The sequence below is a fragment of the Lysobacter solisilvae genome, assembly GCF_016613535.2.
GTDB lineage: Bacteria > Pseudomonadota > Gammaproteobacteria > Xanthomonadales > Xanthomonadaceae > Agrilutibacter > Agrilutibacter solisilvae.
In genome coordinates, this window is the sequence record NZ_CP071518.1 from 488,099 (window position 1) to 506,608 (window position 18,510).

Genomic DNA, 18,510 nt, shown 5'->3' on the forward strand with positions numbered 1-18,510 from the left:
TGCGGAACCCGGTCGCGATCGCGTGCCGGGCGTCGTCCCGCGGACCGATCAGCAGGGCTCGAAAGGCCCCTCGCTGCGGCGCCCCGTCGTGGCCGGGCCACGACGGGGCCTGCAAGTCATCGCAGTTCCGTCGCGCCCAGCTGGTCGAGCATGAACGCATACAGCTCGGCGCGTTCCTCGTGGCGACGGAAGCGACCCGACTTGCCGCCGTGGCCGGCGGCCATGTTGGTCCGGAACAGCACGGTGCGGTCGGAGGTGTTCACGTCGCGCAGGCGCGCGACGTACTTGGCCGGCTCGAAATACTGCACCTGCGAATCCCACAGGCCGGTGAACACGAACATCGCCGGATAGGCCTGCGGCTTGAGGTTGTCGTAGGGCGAGTACGACAGCATGTAGTCGTAGTACTCCTTCTTTTCCGGATTGCCCCACTCGTCGTACTCGTTGGTGGTCAGCGGGATGCTGGCGTCGAGCATCGTGGTCACCACGTCCACGAACGGGACCTCGGTGAGGATCACCCGATAGCGGTCGGGCGCCATGTTGCTCACCGCGCCCATCAGCAGGCCGCCGGCGCTGCCGCCGTGGGCGGCGACCCGGTCCTTGGCCGCGTAGCCTTCCTTGACCAGGAAATCGGTGACGTCGATGAAGTCGGTGAAGGTGTTCTTCTTCTTCAGCAGCTTGCCGTCCTCGTACCACTGCCGGCCCATCTCCTGGCCGCCACGGATGTGCGCGATCGCGTATACCAGGCCACGGTCGACCAGGCTGATCGCGCCGTTGCTGAAGCCCGGGTCCATCGAGCTGCCATAGCTGCCGTAGGCGTACTGCAGCATCGGCGCGGTGCCGTCCTTCCTGAAGCCTTTCTTGTACAGCAGCGACACCGGCACCTTGGTGCCGTCGCGGGCCGTTGCCCACAGGCGCTCGGTCACGTACTGCGTCGGGTCATAGCCCGGGACCGGGTCGCGCTTGAGCAGCTTGCGCTCGCCGGTGCGGGTGTTGAGCTCGTAGGTGGTGTTAGGCGTGGTCATCGACGTGTAGCTGTAGCGCAGCCACTCGCTGTCCGGTTCGGCGTTCACCGACAGGCCCATCGAATAGGCCGGCTCGTCGGCGTCGACGAACTGGGCGCTGCCGTCCGCGCGCAGCATGCGCACGCGCTCCAGGCCCTGCGAGCGCTCGGCGATCGCGGTGAAGGTGTCGAACAGCTCGAAGCCTTCGATGTAGACGTCATCGCGGTGCGGCACCCAGTCCACCCAGTCGGCACGCGAAGTCGAACCGCTCGGCGCGGTGACGATCTTGAAGTTCTTCGCCGGCACGCCCTTGCCGTTCGGGGCGTTGGTGCGGATGACCCAGCGACCGCCGTGGTGGTCGGCTTCGTACTCGACATCGCGCTCGCGCGGCGACAGCACGACGAACTGCTTCGGGTCCGCGGCCGGTGCGCAGCGCATCTCGTCGGACACGGTGCTGCTCACGCCGATGCAGATGAACTTGTCGTCGCGGGTGCGCGACACGCCCATGTAGAAGCTGTCGTCGTGTTCCTCGTAGACCAGCTCGTCCTGCGAGGACGGCGTGCCCAGCACGTGCTTCTTGACGCGCACGGTGAGCAGGGTCTCCGGGTCGTTCTCGACGTAGAACAGGGTGCGGTTGTCGTCGGCCCAGACCAGGTTCGGCGAGACGCCGGTGACCGTGTCGGGATGGATCTCGCCGGTGGCCAGGTTCTTGAAGCGGATCGTGTACTGGCGGCGGCCGACGTCGTCCTCCGCCCAGGCCAGCAGCTGGTTGTCCTGGCTGACCTCGTGGTCGCCGACGCTGAAGTACTCCTTGCCGGCGGCCATGGCGTTGACGTCGAGCATGACCTCCTCCGGCGCATCCATGCTGCCCTTGTGGCGCACGTGGATGGGATAGTCCTGGCCCGTCTGGTAGCGCGTCTGGTACCAGTAGTCGCGCTCGCGGAACGGCACCGAACTGTCGTCCTGCTTGATGCGCGCGATGATTTCGTCGTAGATCTTCGTCTTCAGCGGCTGCAGCGGCGCCAGTGCCGCGTCGGCGTAGGCGTTCTCCGCCTTCAGGTAGCCGAGCATCTCCTCGTTCTTGCGCGAGTCGTCGCGCAGCCAGTAGTACTCGTCGCTGCGCTGCGCGCCGTGCGGCGCCTTCACCGAATGGGCCTTGCGGGCCACGTCGGGCGGAGCAGGCAGCTCGGCGGCCTGGAGGGAGAAGGTGGTCGTCATCAGCAGCGTCGCCAGCAGGGGAAGAGTCGGATTCATGGATGGGGTCCGCAGGGGGTTGGCGCAATGGGTCGCGGGGCCTGAAACCAGACGCGGGCGCCTGGGCGCCCGCGTGCGGTGGTCCGGCCGGTTCAGGTCACCGGAGGGAGGTCCGGCGGCCGGGCCGCCTTCACTCCAGCCGCCTTACTTCAGGGTTTCCCAGAGGAAGGTGTAGGCCAGCGCGCTCATGTGCGCGGCCTGGGCGTTGTTCGCCGAACCGCCGTGGCCGCCTTCGATGTTCTCGTAGTAGGTCACGTTCTTGCCGGCCTCGATCATCCGGGCGGCCATCTTGCGGGCGTGGCCGGGATGGACGCGGTCATCGCGGGTCGAGGTCATGAAGATGACCGGCGGGTACTTCTGGTCGGCCTTGAACAGGTGGTAGGGCGAGAAGCGCTGGATGAACTCCCAGTCGGCGGTGTCCGGGTCGCCGTATTCGGCCATCCAGGACGCGCCGGCCAGCAGGTGGCTGTAGCGCTTCATGTCGAGCAGCGGCACCTGTACGACGACGGCGCCGAACAGCTCCGGGTACTGCGTCAGCATGTTGCCGGTGAGCAGGCCGCCGTTGCTGCCGCCCTGCACGCCCAGGTGCGGCGTGGAGGTGATCTTGCGGTCGATGAGATCCTTCGCGACGGCCGCGAAATCCTCGTAGGCCTTGTGGCGGTTGGCCTTGAGCGCGGCCTGGTGCCAGCGCGGACCGTACTCGCCGCCGCCGCGGATGTTGGCCACGGCGTAGACGCCGCCCTTCTCCAGCCAGCCCTTGCCGACGCTGCCGGAGTAGCCCGGGGTCAGCGAAACCTCGAAGCCGCCGTAGCCATACAGCAGGGTCGGGGCGCTGCCATCGAGCTTGAGGTTCTTCGGCCGGACCAGGAAGTACGGCACGCGGGTGCCGTCCTGGCTGGTGGCGAAGTGCTGCTCGGCCACGTGGGTGCTGGCGTCGAAGAAGGTCGGATTGGTCTTGAGCACCTGCGGCGCCTGGCCGATGTCGGCCAGCGCCAGCGTGCTGGGCGTGAGGTAGTCGGTGGTGGTCATCCACACCGCGTCGCTCTCGTCCGCGTCGACCGCGCCCACGCTGACGGTGCCCAGGCTGGGCGCGCCGACGAAGGCTTCGCGCTTCCACTCGCCGGCGGCGGGGGTGAGCACGCTGATGCGGTTCTTGACGTCTTCCAGCACGTTCAGGACGAGGTGGTTCTTCGTCCACGAGTAGCCGGACAGCGAGGTGCGCTCGGTCGGGGCGAACAGCACGGTGAACTCGCGCTTGCCGGCCATGAAGTCGTCGAAGCGGGTGGCGATCAGGCTGCCGGCCGCGTAGGTGGTGCCAGCGGCCTGCAGCGGCTCGCGCAGCTCCAGCAGCAGCCATTCCTTGTGCACCGACTTGCTCGCCGAGTTCGGCGCGTCGACCTTGGCCAGCTTGCCGTCGGCGCCGCGCACGTAGATCTCGTCGTTGTAGAAGGCCAGGGTGCGGCTGACGAAGTCGCGCACGAAGCCGGCGGTGGGATCGCGGTAGGCGGCGATGTACATGTCATCGGCCTTGCCTTCGTACACCACCTGTGCCGATTCGATCGGCGTGCCGCGCTTCCATTCCTTGACCACGCGCGGGTAGCCCGACGAGGTCATCGTGCCCTGGCCGAAGTCGGTGTAGACGTAGACGCGGTCGCGGTCGATCCAGCCCAGTCCGCCCTTGGCCTGGGCGCGATGGAACCCGTCCTTCACCCAGCTCTTCGTGCCCAGGTCGAACTCACGGGTGACGTCGGCGTCCGAACCACCCGGCGACAGCGCGATCAGGCAGCGCGTGTAGTCGGGCTTGAGGCAATCGGCGCCGTGCCACACCCACTGCTTGCCTTCGGCAATGCCTTCGGCTTCGTTGAGGGCATCCAGGTCGATCACCGTCTCCCACTGGGGATCGGGCTTGCGGTATTCCTCCAGCGTGGTGCGGCGCCACACGCCGCGCTCGTGCTGCGCGTCCTTCCAGAAGTTGTAGTAGTACGGGCCGATCTTCTCGACCGCCGGAATCTTCGCGTTCGAGTCGAGCACGGCGCGGATGTCCGCCTCGAGCTTGCCGAAGCCCGGCGCCGTGGTCAGTGCCGCCTGGGTGCGGGCGTTCTGGGTCTTGACCCAGTCCAGCGGAGCCTTGCCCTCCACTTCCTCCAGCCAGGCGAACGGGTCGGCGGCGTCTTTCATCCTGGCAGCATCCTCGGCATGGGCGGCGCCTGCGATCGCGGCGAGGCCCGCGGTGAGGAGGACGGACAACACGTGGCCCCGCGGGGCCTGGAACGTTGCGGGCATGGGCGGCGCGGTTGAGTGGAAAGGAGGTCACGCTAGCACAGGGTCGCCGCCGCCCTGCCTGTGCCCGAGGTCATGGATGCGCCGGTCTGGCCGCAGCGGCCCGATTCGGCCAAGCCGGCTTCATGCCAGCGCCTTGGAGCCCCCACCCTGCGGGCCCGCACCTTTGGAGCCTGCACCTTTGGAGCCCGCACCTTTCGAGCCCGCACCCTTCGACCAGGCCGGCCGCGGCCCGGGCCGCACGCGGCGCCGGGCCTGCGGGCCACGGCGACGGGCGGACAACGGGCGGGCCGCGACGGGCGCCGACCCACCCGGTAGCGCGAACCCGTGGACGGCCCACAGCGCGGTCGCCGGCATCGCCAGCAGCCACATCGGCCACCACCCCAGCCATTCGCTGGAGCCCCGCGCGGCCGGCAGCAGCAGCACCAGCATCGCGCCGATCGCCAGCAGGTAGCGCGGCACATCACGCAGGGAGGAAGCGGCAGGCGCGGCTGAAGGGTTCATGGCAGGGCTCCGTTGGACGTGGCCCTACCCTCCGCCATCGTCATCTCAGGGGTTGCGACGCGCAGGGGGCCGGCCCACCGGGGCGTCCGGACGCGGGCATCCGCAGCAGCTTCGGCAGCGGCGACAGCGGGTTTGGCCGCCCGACTCAGGCCGTGCGCGCCAGCTCCGCGCCTTCCTCGGGCTGGCCGGCGCAATACACGCTGACGCGGTTGCGGCCTTCGCGCTTGGAGCAGTACAGCATCCCGTCGGCATGCGAGAGCAGGCGCGTGAGGTCGTATCCGGACAGCGACGCCGTGGTCACCCCGAAGCTCGCGCTGACCCCGAACGTGTGGCCACTGCCCTGGGTGTCGACCGCGGCGATCTTCTCGCAGCACACCTGCGCCATGCGCGTGGCGGCGGCCAGGTCGGCGCCGATCAGCAGGATCGCGAATTCCTCGCCGCCGATGCGGCCGATGCGGTCGTTGCGACGGCAGCACGCGCGGCAGGCCTGCGCGACCTGGCGCAGCACGAAATCCCCGGTGACGTGGCCGTACAGATCGTTGATCTGCTTGAAGTGGTCCAGGTCGAACATGATCAGGCCGACGTCCTGGCCGCTGCGCGCGCAGAAGGCCAGCGCCTCCTCCGCCTGGCGGGTGAAGTGGTGGCGGTTGCTGATGCCGGTGAGTGCGTCGGTTTCGGCCAGGCGGCGGAACGACATCTGCATCCGCTTGGTCTTGTAGGCGAAGTAGCCGATGAAGGCCAGCAGCGTCGCCAGCAATGCCGCGATCAGCTGCGTGTTGCGTGCCGCGGCCCGGTCCACGCGCTTTTCCAGTTCGAGCACTTCGTTGCGGCGGTTGAGCAGCTCGATCTGCTGGTTCTTCTGCAGCGTTTCCTGGCGCACGATCTGGTAGGACAGTTCGCGCGCCTTCACGTCGTTGAGGTAGGCCTTGTCGCTCTCGGCGTAGTTTCGATAGTGATGGAGCGCGGCCACCGGGTCGTTGCGGCGCGCGGCGATGTCGTAGAGGGTCCTGTGCGCCATGACCAGCGGCAGCGAGTTGGCCATGCCCGAGCTCTGCGCGATCGAGGCCCGGGCGTGCCGTTCGGCGCCGTCCACGTCGCCTTCGGCCAGCATGAATTCCGCCTGCAGCGATTCGATCTCGCCGATCAGCCGCGGATAGCGGGTGGCGGCCACTTCGGCGGCATGTTCCTGCAACAGCGCGGCGGCCTTGCGGCGCTCGCCCCTGGCTGCCCACTTGCGCGCCAGGATGGCGCGGCTGAGGTTGGTCCACACCGCCTCGTGCTGCACCCGGCACCGCTCGATGACCTGCATGACCGGCGCGTCCTCCTCGCCCAGCACGCCCAGGTGCAGCGAGGCTTCCAGCTTGAGCATCCCGGCGTAGCATTCGGCCCGCCCGGAGGTCGGCGCGGCCAGGATCTGGTCGGCGTAGCGCAGGCCCAGTTCGTACTGCCCGATCTGGTTGTAGAGCACGGCGGCGACGGCCAGGCCCTGCTGGCGCAGGTCCGGGTCGCCCACCTTGTCGGCCAGCGGCAGCATCTGCTCGAGCTGGCGCAGTCCCTCGACGAACTGCCGCATGGCCGCGTGGCTGTTGACGATCAAGGCGCCCGCCCGGTACTGCAGGCTGACATCTTCGGTCGTCTCGATCAGCCGCTGCGCCTGCGCGATGGCGACGTCGAAATGGCCGGCGTAGGCCTGCGAATAGGCGTTGAGATAGGCCAGCCGGTCGCGCTGCGCGGGCGATGCCTGCGCGATCAGCGCGTTGAGCTGGGCCAGCCGCTTCTGGAAGCTGGCCGGATCCGAACTGCGCACGGCGTCCGCGCGGTCCAGCAGCACGTCGAACTGGCTGGCGGCGCCGCCTGTCCGCGGCACCGCCAACAGGACGGTCGCCAGCAGCGCAAGCCCTAGCAGGCGTGCGGACATGGCCCCGTGGAACTGCAGTGGACGATCAGTCCGCGCGGTCGGTGTCCGGCGACTGTTCGGGGGCCTCGCCCTCGCCCTCGCCTTCGCCGTCGTCGCGCTGCGGTTCGTCGTTCTCGGCGGGCACCAGCCCGAAGAACATCGTGGCACGGCCGCCGAGCAGGTCGTTCAGTGCGGCATGGTCGCGATCGAGCAGCGCGCGCTGCTGCGCGGCGTCGATGTCCAGGCGGGCGACGGTGGCCGCGTACTCGCTGTCCGACATCGCTGCCGTGGACGACGTCCGACCCATGGCTTCCAGAAACTTGAGCACTGCAGACATGGCGCACTCTCCCTGCTTAGTTGAATGCCACGGATCTTCCGTGGTCCCCCAGGCCAGACGACCGGCCGGCGCGGCGACCGCGCGAAAACGCGTGGTGCTGCCTTCAGCGATCGAGGCTCCCCGAAGGCACCATATCGGATCAGCGTTGAATTGCAACCGCGCGGGAACGGCGGTGCGGCCCCGTGCGTGAAGCCGATGGTGGGCGGCCGCGGCCCGCCGACTCAGGCCCCGCCCGGCACGCGGTGCGCGTCCAGCCGGGCGATGCGGTCGAGCATGGCCTGGTTGGGCTGCATCGCCATCGCCGGCGGAATGACCAGGGTCGATTGCAGGTGCAGCGTGGCCTCGACCAGCCCCGACAGCGGCAGGCGCTCCATCCGCGGGGAGGTGATCGGCAGTGTCGCGGCTTCGTAGATGATCACTTCGTGGTCGCGGGGATAGTCCTGGGCCAGCAGGTCGACCAGCAGCGCGCGGTGCTGCGCGTCGGTGGAATAGCGGCGCAGGCTGCGGTCGCCCGCCAGGCCGATCTGCCACAGCACCAGGTAGGCCGAAGGGTCGATGCGGCGCTGGTAGAACATGAACTGGCTGGCTTCGAAATGCGCGCAGCCCACGCGGCCCGGGTCGATGCCCAGGTCCGCATACAGGCAGTCCTCCGCCGACACGCCCGGCTCCATGTGCGCCAGGAAGCCTTCGCTGCGCGCCTGCCCGACCGCATGGTGCGGCACCTGGGCGAACACGCCGGGATGGCCGTAGAACGCGCCGCACACGCGCCGGCCGGCACGGACTTCGACCATCATCGCCTCGACCATCTCCCGATAGGTGTCGTGACGCGATTTACCTTCGGCGTAGAAGGGCTGCAGGCTGCGCACGTCGCCGTGCATGTCCTGCAGCCACAGCTCGACCAGCGCGTCCGACACGGCCGCGAAGACCACATCCGCCTGCTCGATGTAGTTGCGTGCACGCGGGCCGATGTGCGCCCCCAGCATCATGCCCAGGCCCACGCAGGCCAGGCTGCCTTCGGTCTTCGCGCCGGCATCGGGTGCGCGGTGGACCGGCGTGCCGTGCGTGGGCACGCTGTCCTTGTGCATGCTGTCCTTGTGCATGCTGTCCTTCTGCATGCTGTCCGTGTGCGTGCCGTCCTGCAGGGTGCCGGTCATCATGGTCGTCGTTGTCCTGTGCGCTTGCCGCCGCGTGCGGCGGCGTTCCGGAACGGTGGCCTGCTCATGCGCCCGGTGGGTTCCGGCCGCGATGATGTCCAGGCGAATGCTTTTCGGCCGCGAGTTCTTCAGCCATGTATCCACGCCAGGCCGCTGCCGTCAGCTCCCAGCGAAGGTCGAAGCGCGCGTCGAAGCGATCGGTCGGCTCCACGGGAACGGGCCGGAACCCCAGCCGCCGCAGGACGGCGATCGAACCGGCATTGGTCGCGGCGTGCCGTCCAACCAGCATCGGCAGGCCCAGCACCTCGAATGCGTGCGTCGCCAGCTGGCGGAGCGCCTCCACCGTGTAGCCGCGACGCTGCCAGGCCGGCAGCACCATCGAGCCGACGTCGGCGCCCTTGCGCGGCTGCGCGTTCGTCACCAGCGCGGCCAGGCCGATGTCGACGTCCTGCGCGGCTTCGTGCATCACCCACAGGCGCCAGCGCGGCGCGCGGCCCTGCACGATCCGGGTGAAGCAGTCGCGGGCAGCGGCCGGAGGCAGGGGATCGGCGACCTGCGCCATGAGGACCGGGTCGCAGTAGATGCGTTCGTACAGCGCCTCATCGCCCGCCGCCAGCGGGCGCAACCGCAGCCGCGCCGTCCGCATCTCCGGCAGTGCGGGATCCTCCGCGTTCCGGCTTGCGCCCGGCGGCGACAGCGCGACGCCCTCGGGCCGCGCCCTCACGCCTCCTGCGCCCGTGCAACGCGCAGCACGCCGGTGCCGCGGCGATCGAAGATGCAGTAGCAGCCACTGAGCAGCGGCAGGCCCAGGATGCTCTGCCGCGGCCAGCCCGGCAGCTGTTCCAGCAGCAGGAAGAAGCTCTGGCCGGCGTGCAGGGCATTGGCCTGCCAGTAGTCGCCCGGTGTGCAGCTCAGCCGGACTTCCTGGCCGTCCTCGCCTTCCAGGTGGAAATGCAGATCCGGCCAGTCGCGGTGGTCGACCAGCCGGTTGGGCAGGCCGGACTCGGTGCGGAAGGCTTCCTCGAACCGCTGGATCACGCCGGGAAAGTTCGCGTCATGCCGTCCGAAGGCGTCCAGCACCGCCGCGTACACCGAGGCCTCCAGCACCAGGAAGCTGCTGCCCGTGTCGAAGATGGCATTGCTCGCGGCGCGGTCGAGCTCGTCGGCGGCCAGGGCGGGCACCGGGATGCGCGGCTGGTCGCCGACCTGCACCGAGATCAGGTTGGCGTTGTAGTACAGCTCATGGACCAGGCGCACGTTGCGGAAGGGGCCCTCGTACAGGTCCTGGTGTTCCTCGCCGCCGCCCAGGATCAGCACGCCCTGGTTGAGCGGATCGCCGGCCAGCGTGTGCAGCGCGGCCTCGTCGTCGAGCACGTGCACGAGCGAGCGGCGGATCAGCATGGCGAACTTGTCGGTGACCACGTGCGCTTCCCCGGCCGCGGTGAACAGCGGGGTCACACTCACCGGCGGCTGCCCGCGCACGAGCTGGCCCAGGGCGTGCAGGTCCCCGTCCGCCTGCCCGAAGGGCCAGGGCCAGGTCAGCGAGGGCTCGACGGCGCGCTGCGCCAGCACCGCGGACATGTCGTGCGCATGGTTGAGGCCGCCGAACGCCAGCCCGAACAGGCCGTCGTAGTCGCGGAAGTTCTGCTGCTGCGCCTGCACGAACGCGAAGCACGCGCTCGCCAGGCGACGCGCGTGGATGCCCTCGCCCAGGCCCAGCTCGGTGGCCATCACCGGCCCCGCCCAGCCGCCCTGCCCGTAGTTGATCTGCTGCGCCCACGTCGTGGGTTGCAGGCTCGCGTCGCGGGCGGGGTCGTAGGCGCGCGGCAGCACGACCACGGTGCTGCTGCCGGTGTCGAGCAGCAGGTTGGCCTTGTCGCGCTGGCTGCCGAATTCCAGGGTGACCGTGTAGGCGCCCTTGGCGAAGGCCAGGGACGTGTTGAGCCGCAGCGAGGTGGGTGCCATGGTGGAGGCGCGCGGTCTGGACGTGGGCGCCGCGGACGTCAGCGGTCGTAGTTGGCCAGTGCCAGCGACAGCAGCGCGCGGGCCTGTTCGCGCAGCGACGCAGGCTCGAGGATTTCCGCGTCGCTGCCGTAGTGCATGACGTCCATCAGCAGCTCGCGGCCCGAACTGTAGGGCACCTTCAGCTCATAGCGGCCGTCGGCGAGGTGGCGCCCCCTGCTGCTGCGAATGCCAGTGCTCGTCGGCCACCCAGCGCGCGGCCTTCGGGCTGAACACGATCGTGGCCCAGCCCTTGGGCGTGCCGGAGAAGATGCCGTAGCTGGAGGCCAGCTGGCGGTCGAGCTCTTCCTCGGGCACGTCGCGGGCGACGTCCTCGAGCACCTTGGCCGCGCTGATGCGGTCCACCGAGAAGCTGCGCAGTCCGTCGCGGTCGGCGTCCCAGGCATCCAGGTACCAGTTGTCCCGGTAGTGGGTGAGCCGCTGCGGCGACACCGTGCGGCGCGTGCGCTCGTCGGTGGAGCGGGCGCGGTATTCGAAGGCGAGCTGGCGCCGGTCCAGCACCGCGGTGGCGACCATGCGGAACGCGGTTTCGTCCAGGCGGCGCGTGCGATGCGGGACCACCCGCACGCGTTCGACCGGCAGGCGCCGCCCGCCGGCGTGTTCGTCGAGCAGCTTCTCGATGCGCTGCTGCAGCGGCGCCAGCGCCGACGACAGCACGCCGCCCCCCGCTGCGCATCAGCAACTGCTGCGCGGCCAGCAGCGCGTGCAGCTCTTCCGAGCTCAGCCACAGCCCGGGCAGTTCGAAGCGGGTGTCGTCGGCGTCGTAGCGGAAGCCGGCCTCGCCGTTGCCCACCACCGGTGCCATCAGGTAGTCGCGCAGGTAGGCCAGGTCGCGGTAGACGGTGGCGCGCGAACACTCCAGGTCTTCCTGCAGGCGCTGCACGGTCACCGGATAGCGCGCGGCGCTCAGGGTGCGGTGCAGGGCGTGGATGCGTTCGATGCGTTCCATGGCGGGGATTATGGGGGCGGGGCCCGGCCGATGGAGTATGGCGAATGCGGGATGGCCGGACCATCCCGGCTTTGCGCGTTACTCTGGGGCAGTGTCCCTGCCCCGGAAGGCTGCCATGTCCCGAACTCCGCGTCCTGGTCTGTTCCTGGTGTCGGCCTTGCCGATGCTCGTTGCCGTCGCACTGGTGGGCTGCAAGGGCAAGCCGGCCGATTCCGGCCCGACCAGCTCCGGCCCCGACGCCGCCAGCGCCGCACCGGCATCGGCCGCTTCCACGCCGCCGGCGCCGACCCGCAGCGTGCGCCAGTCGCCCCGCGACGCGGTGGACGAGGTCATGGCGCGCTTCCTGGCCGCGACCAGTTACCACGTTGCCATGGACACGCGCGCCGGCGAGCGCGCGATGACACTCGAGATGGACTTCGTAGCGCCCGACCGCTATCGCATGAGCCTGCCTTCGGGCACCCAGTACGTGATCGGCGACACCATGTACATGTCGGCGCAGGGCCGCACCATGAAGGTGCCGATGTCGCCGGGCCAGACCAGCCAGTTCCGCGATTCGGCCCGCTTCGCCGAACACCGCGCCACGATGACCGTCGACGCCCAGGGCAGCGAACCCATCGACGGCAAGGCCGCGCAGAAGTTCGTGATCCGCAACACGCAGCCCGAGCCCAGCGAATCGACCATGTGGGTGGGTGACGACGGGTATCCGGTGCAGGTGTCGGTGACCGGCCAGGCCGGCGGCCAGACCACCCAGACGATGATCCGCTACTCGCGCTTCAACGATCCCACGATCAAGATCGACCCGCCGCAATAGCCGGGGGCGCCGCTGCGCCGGTCAGCCGCCGCGCGGCGGGACCGCCGCCCGCAGGACAGCATGCCCGCGGCTGACGGGACCGGGGGCGAGCCGCGATCGGCGGCCGCCACCTCTTCGAACTGGACAGGAGCCGCCAGCAAGGCGGCCCGCTCGACGCGCAAACCCGTGCCGCGCGCCATCATTCCACGCATGCCCACGGGTGCCGCTCGCCGCGCTGCGCCGCAGCCGGCACAATGCACGGATGCGCCAGCCCGACGAGCCCGTCATCGACACCTCTCCCTCGCCGGGCGACGAGGTCAAGACCACGACCTGCTACATGTGCGCCTGCCGATGCGGCATCAAGGTCTGGCTGGCCGACGGACGCATCCGCTACATCCAGGGCAACCCCGAGCACCCGGTCAACAAGGGCGTGCTCTGCGCGAAGGGGTCGGCCGGCATCATGCAGCACTACTCGCCCGCGCGGCTGGACAAGCCGCTGCTGCGCGTGGGTGAACGCGGCCGCGGCGAGTTCCGCGAGATCGAGTGGGAGGAGGCGCTGACGCTGGCGACCTCGTGGCTGGCGCCGATCCGCGAACGCAACCCGGACGAACTGGCCTTCTTCACCGGCCGCGACCAGTCGCAGGCCCTCACCGGCTGGTGGGCGCAGCAGTTCGGCACGATCAACTACGCCGCGCATGGCGGCTTCTGCTCGGTCAACATGGCCGCCGGCGGCCTGTACACGCTGGGCGGTTCGTTCTGGGAATTCGGCGAGCCCGACTGGGAGCACGCGAAGTACCTGATGCTGTGGGGCGTGGCCGAAGACCACGACTCCAACCCGATCAAGCTCGGGCTGGGCAAGCTCAAGGGCCATGGCGCCAAGATCGTCGCCGTCAACCCGGTGCGCAGCGGCTACGGCGCGATCGCCGATGAATGGATCGGCATCCGTCCCGGCACCGACGGCCTGTTCGCCTTCGCGCTGATCCACGAACTGCTCAAGGCCGACCGCGTCGACCTGGACTACCTGGTGCGCTACACCAATGCGCACTGGCTGGTGGTCCAGAACCCGCACGGCCATGACGACGGCCTGTTCGCGCGCGACGAGGCCGGCCGGCCGCTGTGCTGGGACCGCACCACCGCCGCCCCGGCGCACGCCGAGGCCATCGACGTCTCGCCGGCGGTCGTCGGCGAGGTCACCCTGCCCGACGGGCGCCGCGCGGTGCCGGTGTTCCACCTGGTCGTCGAGCGCTACCTGGATCCGCAATACGCGCCCGAAGCGGTGAGCGAGCGCTGCGGCATTCCGGCCGCCACCATCACGCGGATCGCGCGCGAGCTCGCGCAGGCCGCTTTCGACGAGGCGATCGAACTGCCGATCGCCTGGACCGACGCGCACGGCCGCCGCCACGAGACCATGCGCGGCCGCCCCGTCGCCATGCACGCCATGCGCGGCATCAGCGCGCACAGCAACGGCTTCCACACCTGCCGCGCGCTGCACCTGCTGCAGCTGCTGCTGGGGGCGGTGGACACGCCCGGTTCGTTCCGCTACCAGCCGCCCTTCCCCAAGCCGATCGCACCGCCCAACCGGCCGGGCAAGGCGCGCCAGCCCAATGGCGTGCTCGACGCGGCGCCGCTGGGCTTCGTGCACACGCCGGAAGACCTGGTGGTGGACGCGGCCGGCAACCCGCGCCGCATCGACCACGCGTACTCGTGGGCCTACCCGCTCTCGGCGCACGGGATGATGCACAGCGTGATCCGCAACGCGTGGGCGGGCGATCCCTACCGCATCGACACGCTGATGATGTTCATGGCGAACATGGGCTGGAACTCGTCGATGAACACCCGCGAGACGATCGCGATGCTCACCGACAAGGACGAAGCCGGCGACTACCGCATCCCGCGGATCATCTACGCCGACGCCTATGCCAGCGAGACGGTCGCCTACGCCGACCTGGTGCTGCCCGACACGACCTACCTGGAGCGCTTCGACGCGATCTCGCTGCTGGACCGGCCGATCTCCGACGCCGACGCGGCGATCGACGCGATCCGCCACCCCGTGCTCGATCCGGCCACGCAGCCACGCCGCGAAGGCGGCGGTCCGCGCGACGTGCGCGGCTTCCAGAGCGTGCTGATTGAACTGGGCGCGCGGCTGGGCCTGCCCGGCCTGGTCAACGAGGACGGCTCGGCGCGCTACCGCGACTACGCCGACTACATCGTCCGCCACGAACGCGCCCCCGGCGTGGGCCTGCTGGCCGGCTGGCGCGGCGAGGACGGCACGCTGGAGGCCAAGGGCGCGCCCAACCCGGAACAGCTGCAGCGCTACATCGAGGCCGGTGGTTTCTGGCGCAGCGAGATTCCCGAAGACGCCCGCTATTACAAGATGGCCAACCGCGGCTACCTGGAATGGGCGCAGAAGATGGGCTTCGTGGCCGGCACCGCGCCGATCACGCTGCAGCTGTATTCCGAGACCCTGCAGAAGTTCCGCCTGGCGGCGCTGGGCTTTGGCGAGCACCAGCCGCCGGCGCAGCACCGCGAGCGCGTGGCGACGTACTTCGATCCGCTGCCGATCTGGTACGAACCTTTTGAATCGAGCCAGACCGCCGACTATCCACCCGATCGCCGCCCTGCCGTGTCCGACGAATCCCGCACGGCCATCACTCCCCCTCGCCCGCTTGCGGGAGAGGGACGGGGAGAGGGCCACGCGCAACCCAGCCACCCCTTCCCCCTCAGCGCGGTGACCCAGCGGCCGATGTTCATGTACCACGCGTGGGGTTCGCAGAACGCGTGGCTGCGGCAGATCGCCACGCGCAACTACCTGTACCTGCACCCGGATACCGGCGCGCGCCACGGCATCGCCGACGAGGACTGGATCACGGTGGAATCCCACCACGGCACGATCACCGTGCAGGCGAAGTTCGCCGGCAACGTGCAGCCCGACACGGTCTGGACGTGGAACGCGATCGGCAAGCGCAAGGGCGCCTGGCGCCTGGGCCAAGACGCGCCGGAAGGCCGCGAGGGCTTCCTGCTCAACCATCTGATTTCCGAGATCACCCCGCGCGGCGACTACTTCAACGCCGACCCGGTCACCGGCCAGGCGGCGTGGTTCGACCTGCGCGTGCGCATCGCGCCGGCCGCGCCGGTCACCGAGAGCCTGCCGCAGTTCGCGCCGCTGGCGATGGGCCGGGCGGACGATGCACCCCTGCGCTACGGCGCCGACATGCGCGCGCCGCGCGCGAGAGGAAGACCAAGGCATGAAACCGCGCATCCTGGCCGGCTATGCATGCGTCGCCGCGGGCTTCGCGCTGATCATCGCGCTGGGCATCGGCGCGATCGATCCGATCGGCGTGCAGGTCACGACGGCGTCGGGCACGGGGCTGCTGGCCGCGCTGGCGCCCACCGTGCTGATCGCACTGGCGCTGTTCCTGGCCGGCCTGTGGCTGCTCAAGGGCAGGCGCGCGCCATGACCGCCCTGCCCGCGCCATCGAAGAAGAAGCTGGGCCTGGTCATCGACCTGTGGACACCTGCGTCGGCTGCCATGCCTGCGCGGTCGGCTGCAAGGAATGGAACGCCGGCGGACATGCCGCCCCGCTCACCGACGAGAAGCCGTACGGCAAGGATCCCAGCGGCGTGTGGTTCAACCGCGTGCACAGCTACGAGATCGCGGCGACCGATTTCACCACGCCGCTGCACGACCCGGGCGCGCACGACGCGCTGGGTGTGGGTGCCAAAGCCGCGAAGACCGCCTGCAGCGATGCCGCGCCGCTGGCGCAGATGATGGCGCAGCCGGCGATGACCCTGCACTTCCCGCGCTCGTGCCTGCACTGCGAGACGCCGGCCTGCGTGACCGTGTGCCCCACCGGCGCCAGCTTCAAGCGCGCCGAGGACGGCATCGTGCTGGTCGACGAGGCCAAGTGCATCGGCTGCAAGCTGTGTTCGTGGGCGTGCCCGTACGGCGCGCGCGAGTATTCGGAAGTCGAAGGCGTGATGAAGAAATGCACGCTGTGCATTGACCGCATCTACAACGAACATTTGCCCGAGGCCGAACGCGAGCCGGCCTGCGTGCAGGTCTGCCCCACGCGGGCGCGCCATTTCGGCGACCTGGGCGACCCGGAGTCGAAAGTGTCGAAACTGGTCGCCGAACGCGGCGGCGTCGCGCTGATGCCGGAACTGGGCTACGCGCCGGTCAACCGCTATCTGCCACCGCGTCCGCGCCGCGCCGGCCCGCCGCCGGGCAGCGAACCGGCGCCGCCCGCCGAAGCGCTCGATACCGCGGCGCTGCCGCCGGTGCTGCGCTGGCTCGACCGCGTGCTGTCGCGCTGAGCCCGCCCGTGCAAGTCCGATCGCGCGGGTTCCGTCTCGCTGGTTGCCTCCCACTGATTCGCGTCATGCACCCGTTCGCCAGGACCCCACACCCATGATCACCCGCGACCAGCTGGACACCATGTTCGAGAGCATGGCGACGAACACCGACTGGGACCTCTCCGCGCCGCTGCTGTGGGGCTACTTCTTCACCGACGCCTCGCCCGAGAAACTCGCGCAGGCCGCGCCGCTGCTGGAGGCGCAGGGCTACACCGTGGTGGACATCTTCCAGACCGAGACGGACGAACCGCAGGAGCAGGACCTGCGGGACCTGTGGTGGCTGCACGTCGAGAAGGTCGAGGTGCACACCGCGAAATCACTGGATGCGCGCAACCAGGCCCTGTACGCCTTCGCCGCCGAACACGGCCTGGGCGCCTACGACGGCATGGACGTCAGTCCGCCGGCGATGCCGCACTGATCCCCTTTCCAGAACGACCCGACGATCCATGCATCCCGCCTTCTCCGTCATCTTCTTCACCACGCTGTCCGGCGCCGGGTATGGCCTGCTGCTGTGGAGCGCGGTGGCCGCGCTGCTGGGCTGGAGCCGGCCTTCGACCCTGCTCATCGGCATCGTTCTCGGCCTGGTGCTGTCCACGATCGGCCTGCTCAGTTCGGTGGCGCACCTTGGCAAGCCCGGGCGCGCCTGGCGCGCGTTCTCGCAATGGCGCACCTCGTGGCTGTCGCGCGAGGGCGTTGCGGCGCTGGTGACCTGCCTGCCGGCGCTCGTCCTCGGCGTGCTCCTGCTGGGACCGTCTCTCGCCGCCCACCCGGTGACGCCGGCGGCGTCCGCGTCGCTGGCGAGGATGATCGCGTCCGCGCTGCTGATCGCGTGCGCGCTTGCCACCGTGTACTGCACGGCCATGATCTACGCCTCGCTCAGGCCCATCCCGGCGTGGTGCCACCGGCTGGTCGCGCCGGTCTACCTGCTGTTCTCGCTGCTCACCGGCGGCCTGCTGTTCGGCGCGCTGGTGGCCACGGTCGATGGCGGCATCGACAACCGCGCGGCGATGCCCGGCCTGGTGGCGGCGATCGTGCTGGCAGCGCTGAAATGGAAGTACTGGGGCGACGTCGACGCGCCCCTGCCGCTGGACCGCGGCGCCGCGGTCGGCCTGCCCGGTCGCGAGGTGAGCGTGTTTGAACGCCCGCACACGCAGGCGAACTACCTCACCCGCGAGATGGGCTTCGTCGTGGCCCGCAAGCATGGCCGCGTCCTGCGCGCGATCGCGATGGTGCTGTTCACGGTGCTGCCGGTGCTGGCGCTGTTGCCGGTCGCGCTGGTCGTGCACCTGGATGCGGCGCCGTGGCTATGGGTCGCGGCGCTCGGCGCGCTGACGGGGGCGTTCGTGGAACGGTGGCTGTTCTTCGCGCAGGCGAAGCACATGGTGACGCTGTATTACTAGCTGGCGTGACCGCTTCCCCTGCGAAGCGGGATGTTGGTATGCGTGGGAGCAACCGCAAGCACAAACACGACGCATGGGGCGGGATGCTGGTATGCGTGAGAGCAATCGCAAGCAACAGCCACGACGCATAGGGCGGGTCTCGACCCGCCGGCGCCTCGGCGGTGGTCCGGTCTCGCACTGGAGCTGTCCGGATCCTGCGCCGAACCCACACCACTTCGTTGCAGTCCCGGTCGCGGCTACGACGCGCCAGCGGAAATCGGCAAGCCGCGGCTTCTAGCCGTGCACGGAGCCTTGTTGGCGACCAGGTGGCGGGTCAAGACCCGCCCTATGCGCTGGGGGGCGGGATGCTGGCATGCGTGAGAGCAATCGCAAGCACAAACACGACGCATAGGGCGGGTCTCGACCCGCCGGCGCCCGGTGGTGGTCCGGTCTCGACTGGAGCTGTCCGGATCCTGCGCCGAACCCACACCACCTTCGTTGCAGTCCCGGTCGCGGCTACGACGCGCCAGCGGAAATCGGCAAGCCGCGGCTGCTAGCCGGGCACGGGGCCTTGTTGGCGACCAGGTGGC

At 69.7% G+C, this 18,510-nt stretch carries 13 protein-coding genes and 1 pseudogene; 5 read left to right on the forward strand and 9 right to left on the reverse strand.

Translation table 11 applies throughout. The features are described from left to right. Positions 1-116: 116 nt before the first annotated feature. The 9 genes and pseudogenes from I8J32_RS02190 to I8J32_RS02230 all read right to left on the reverse strand — a co-directional run bounded on the left by I8J32_RS02190 (position 117) and on the right by I8J32_RS02230 (position 11,398). Complete coding sequence (locus I8J32_RS02190) at positions 117-2,255, reverse strand: S9 family peptidase (protein ID WP_200615472.1); 2,139 nt, start codon at positions 2,253-2,255, stop codon at positions 117-119. 144 nt (positions 2,256-2,399) lie between these two features. After that, complete coding sequence (locus I8J32_RS02195; protein WP_200615471.1) at positions 2,400-4,538, reverse strand: prolyl oligopeptidase family serine peptidase; 2,139 nt, start codon at positions 4,536-4,538, stop codon at positions 2,400-2,402. A gap of 120 nt (positions 4,539-4,658) precedes the next feature. Next, the gene (locus I8J32_RS02200) at positions 4,659-5,039 is read right to left on the reverse strand and encodes a hypothetical protein (protein ID WP_343225248.1); all 381 of its coding nucleotides are present in this window, start codon (positions 5,037-5,039) and stop codon (positions 4,659-4,661) included. Positions 5,040-5,184: 145 nt separating this feature from the next. Beyond that, positions 5,185-6,957 (reverse strand): sensor domain-containing diguanylate cyclase, encoded by a 1,773-nt coding sequence (locus I8J32_RS02205; protein WP_200615469.1) that lies wholly within the window; start codon positions 6,955-6,957, stop codon positions 5,185-5,187. A 25-nt stretch (positions 6,958-6,982) separates the two neighbouring features. After that, positions 6,983-7,273 (reverse strand): hypothetical protein, encoded by a 291-nt coding sequence (locus I8J32_RS02210; protein ID WP_200615467.1) that lies wholly within the window; start codon positions 7,271-7,273, stop codon positions 6,983-6,985. A 221-nt stretch (positions 7,274-7,494) separates the two neighbouring features. Continuing rightward, on the reverse strand, positions 7,495-8,430 hold the full coding sequence (locus tag I8J32_RS02215; RefSeq protein ID WP_455423542.1) for an SAM-dependent methyltransferase: 936 nt from the start codon (positions 8,428-8,430) through the stop codon (positions 7,495-7,497). 61 nt (positions 8,431-8,491) lie between these two features. Next, positions 8,492-9,151 (reverse strand): GNAT family N-acetyltransferase, encoded by a 660-nt coding sequence (locus I8J32_RS02220; protein ID WP_200615466.1) that lies wholly within the window; start codon positions 9,149-9,151, stop codon positions 8,492-8,494. Then, positions 9,148-10,392, reverse strand: coding sequence for a pepsin-like aspartic protease (locus I8J32_RS02225; protein ID WP_207526735.1), 1,245 nt, complete (start codon positions 10,390-10,392; stop codon positions 9,148-9,150). Before I8J32_RS02225 ends, I8J32_RS02220 begins: the two co-directional genes overlap by 4 nt. 38 nt (positions 10,393-10,430) lie before the next feature. Further along, positions 10,431-11,398, reverse strand: a pseudogene (locus I8J32_RS02230) (helix-turn-helix transcriptional regulator). 115 nt (positions 11,399-11,513) lie between these two features. Between I8J32_RS02230 and I8J32_RS02235 the strand changes: the two are divergent. The 5 genes from I8J32_RS02235 (at position 11,514) to I8J32_RS02265 (ending at position 17,941) form a co-directional block, all read left to right on the forward strand. Continuing rightward, positions 11,514-12,209 carry a LolA family protein gene (locus tag I8J32_RS02235; RefSeq protein WP_200615461.1) on the forward strand — a complete coding sequence of 232 codons (696 nt, stop codon included), beginning with the start codon at positions 11,514-11,516 and terminating at the stop codon, positions 12,207-12,209. A 241-nt stretch (positions 12,210-12,450) separates the two neighbouring features. After that, the gene (locus tag I8J32_RS17455; protein WP_284691295.1) at positions 12,451-15,957 is read left to right on the forward strand and encodes a molybdopterin oxidoreductase family protein; all 3,507 of its coding nucleotides are present in this window, start codon (positions 12,451-12,453) and stop codon (positions 15,955-15,957) included. Between the two features lie 14 nt (positions 15,958-15,971). Then, positions 15,972-16,502: a 4Fe-4S dicluster domain-containing protein gene (locus tag I8J32_RS17835; protein WP_284691303.1), complete on the forward strand. Its 531-nt coding sequence runs from the start codon at positions 15,972-15,974 to the stop codon at positions 16,500-16,502. Between the two features lie 94 nt (positions 16,503-16,596). After that, positions 16,597-16,959 (forward strand): ribonuclease E inhibitor RraB, encoded by a 363-nt coding sequence (locus I8J32_RS02260; protein ID WP_200615454.1) that lies wholly within the window; start codon positions 16,597-16,599, stop codon positions 16,957-16,959. 28 nt (positions 16,960-16,987) lie between these two features. Further along, positions 16,988-17,941, forward strand: coding sequence for a dimethyl sulfoxide reductase anchor subunit family protein (locus I8J32_RS02265; protein ID WP_200615452.1), 954 nt, complete (start codon positions 16,988-16,990; stop codon positions 17,939-17,941). Positions 17,942-18,510: the final 569 nt, after the last annotated feature.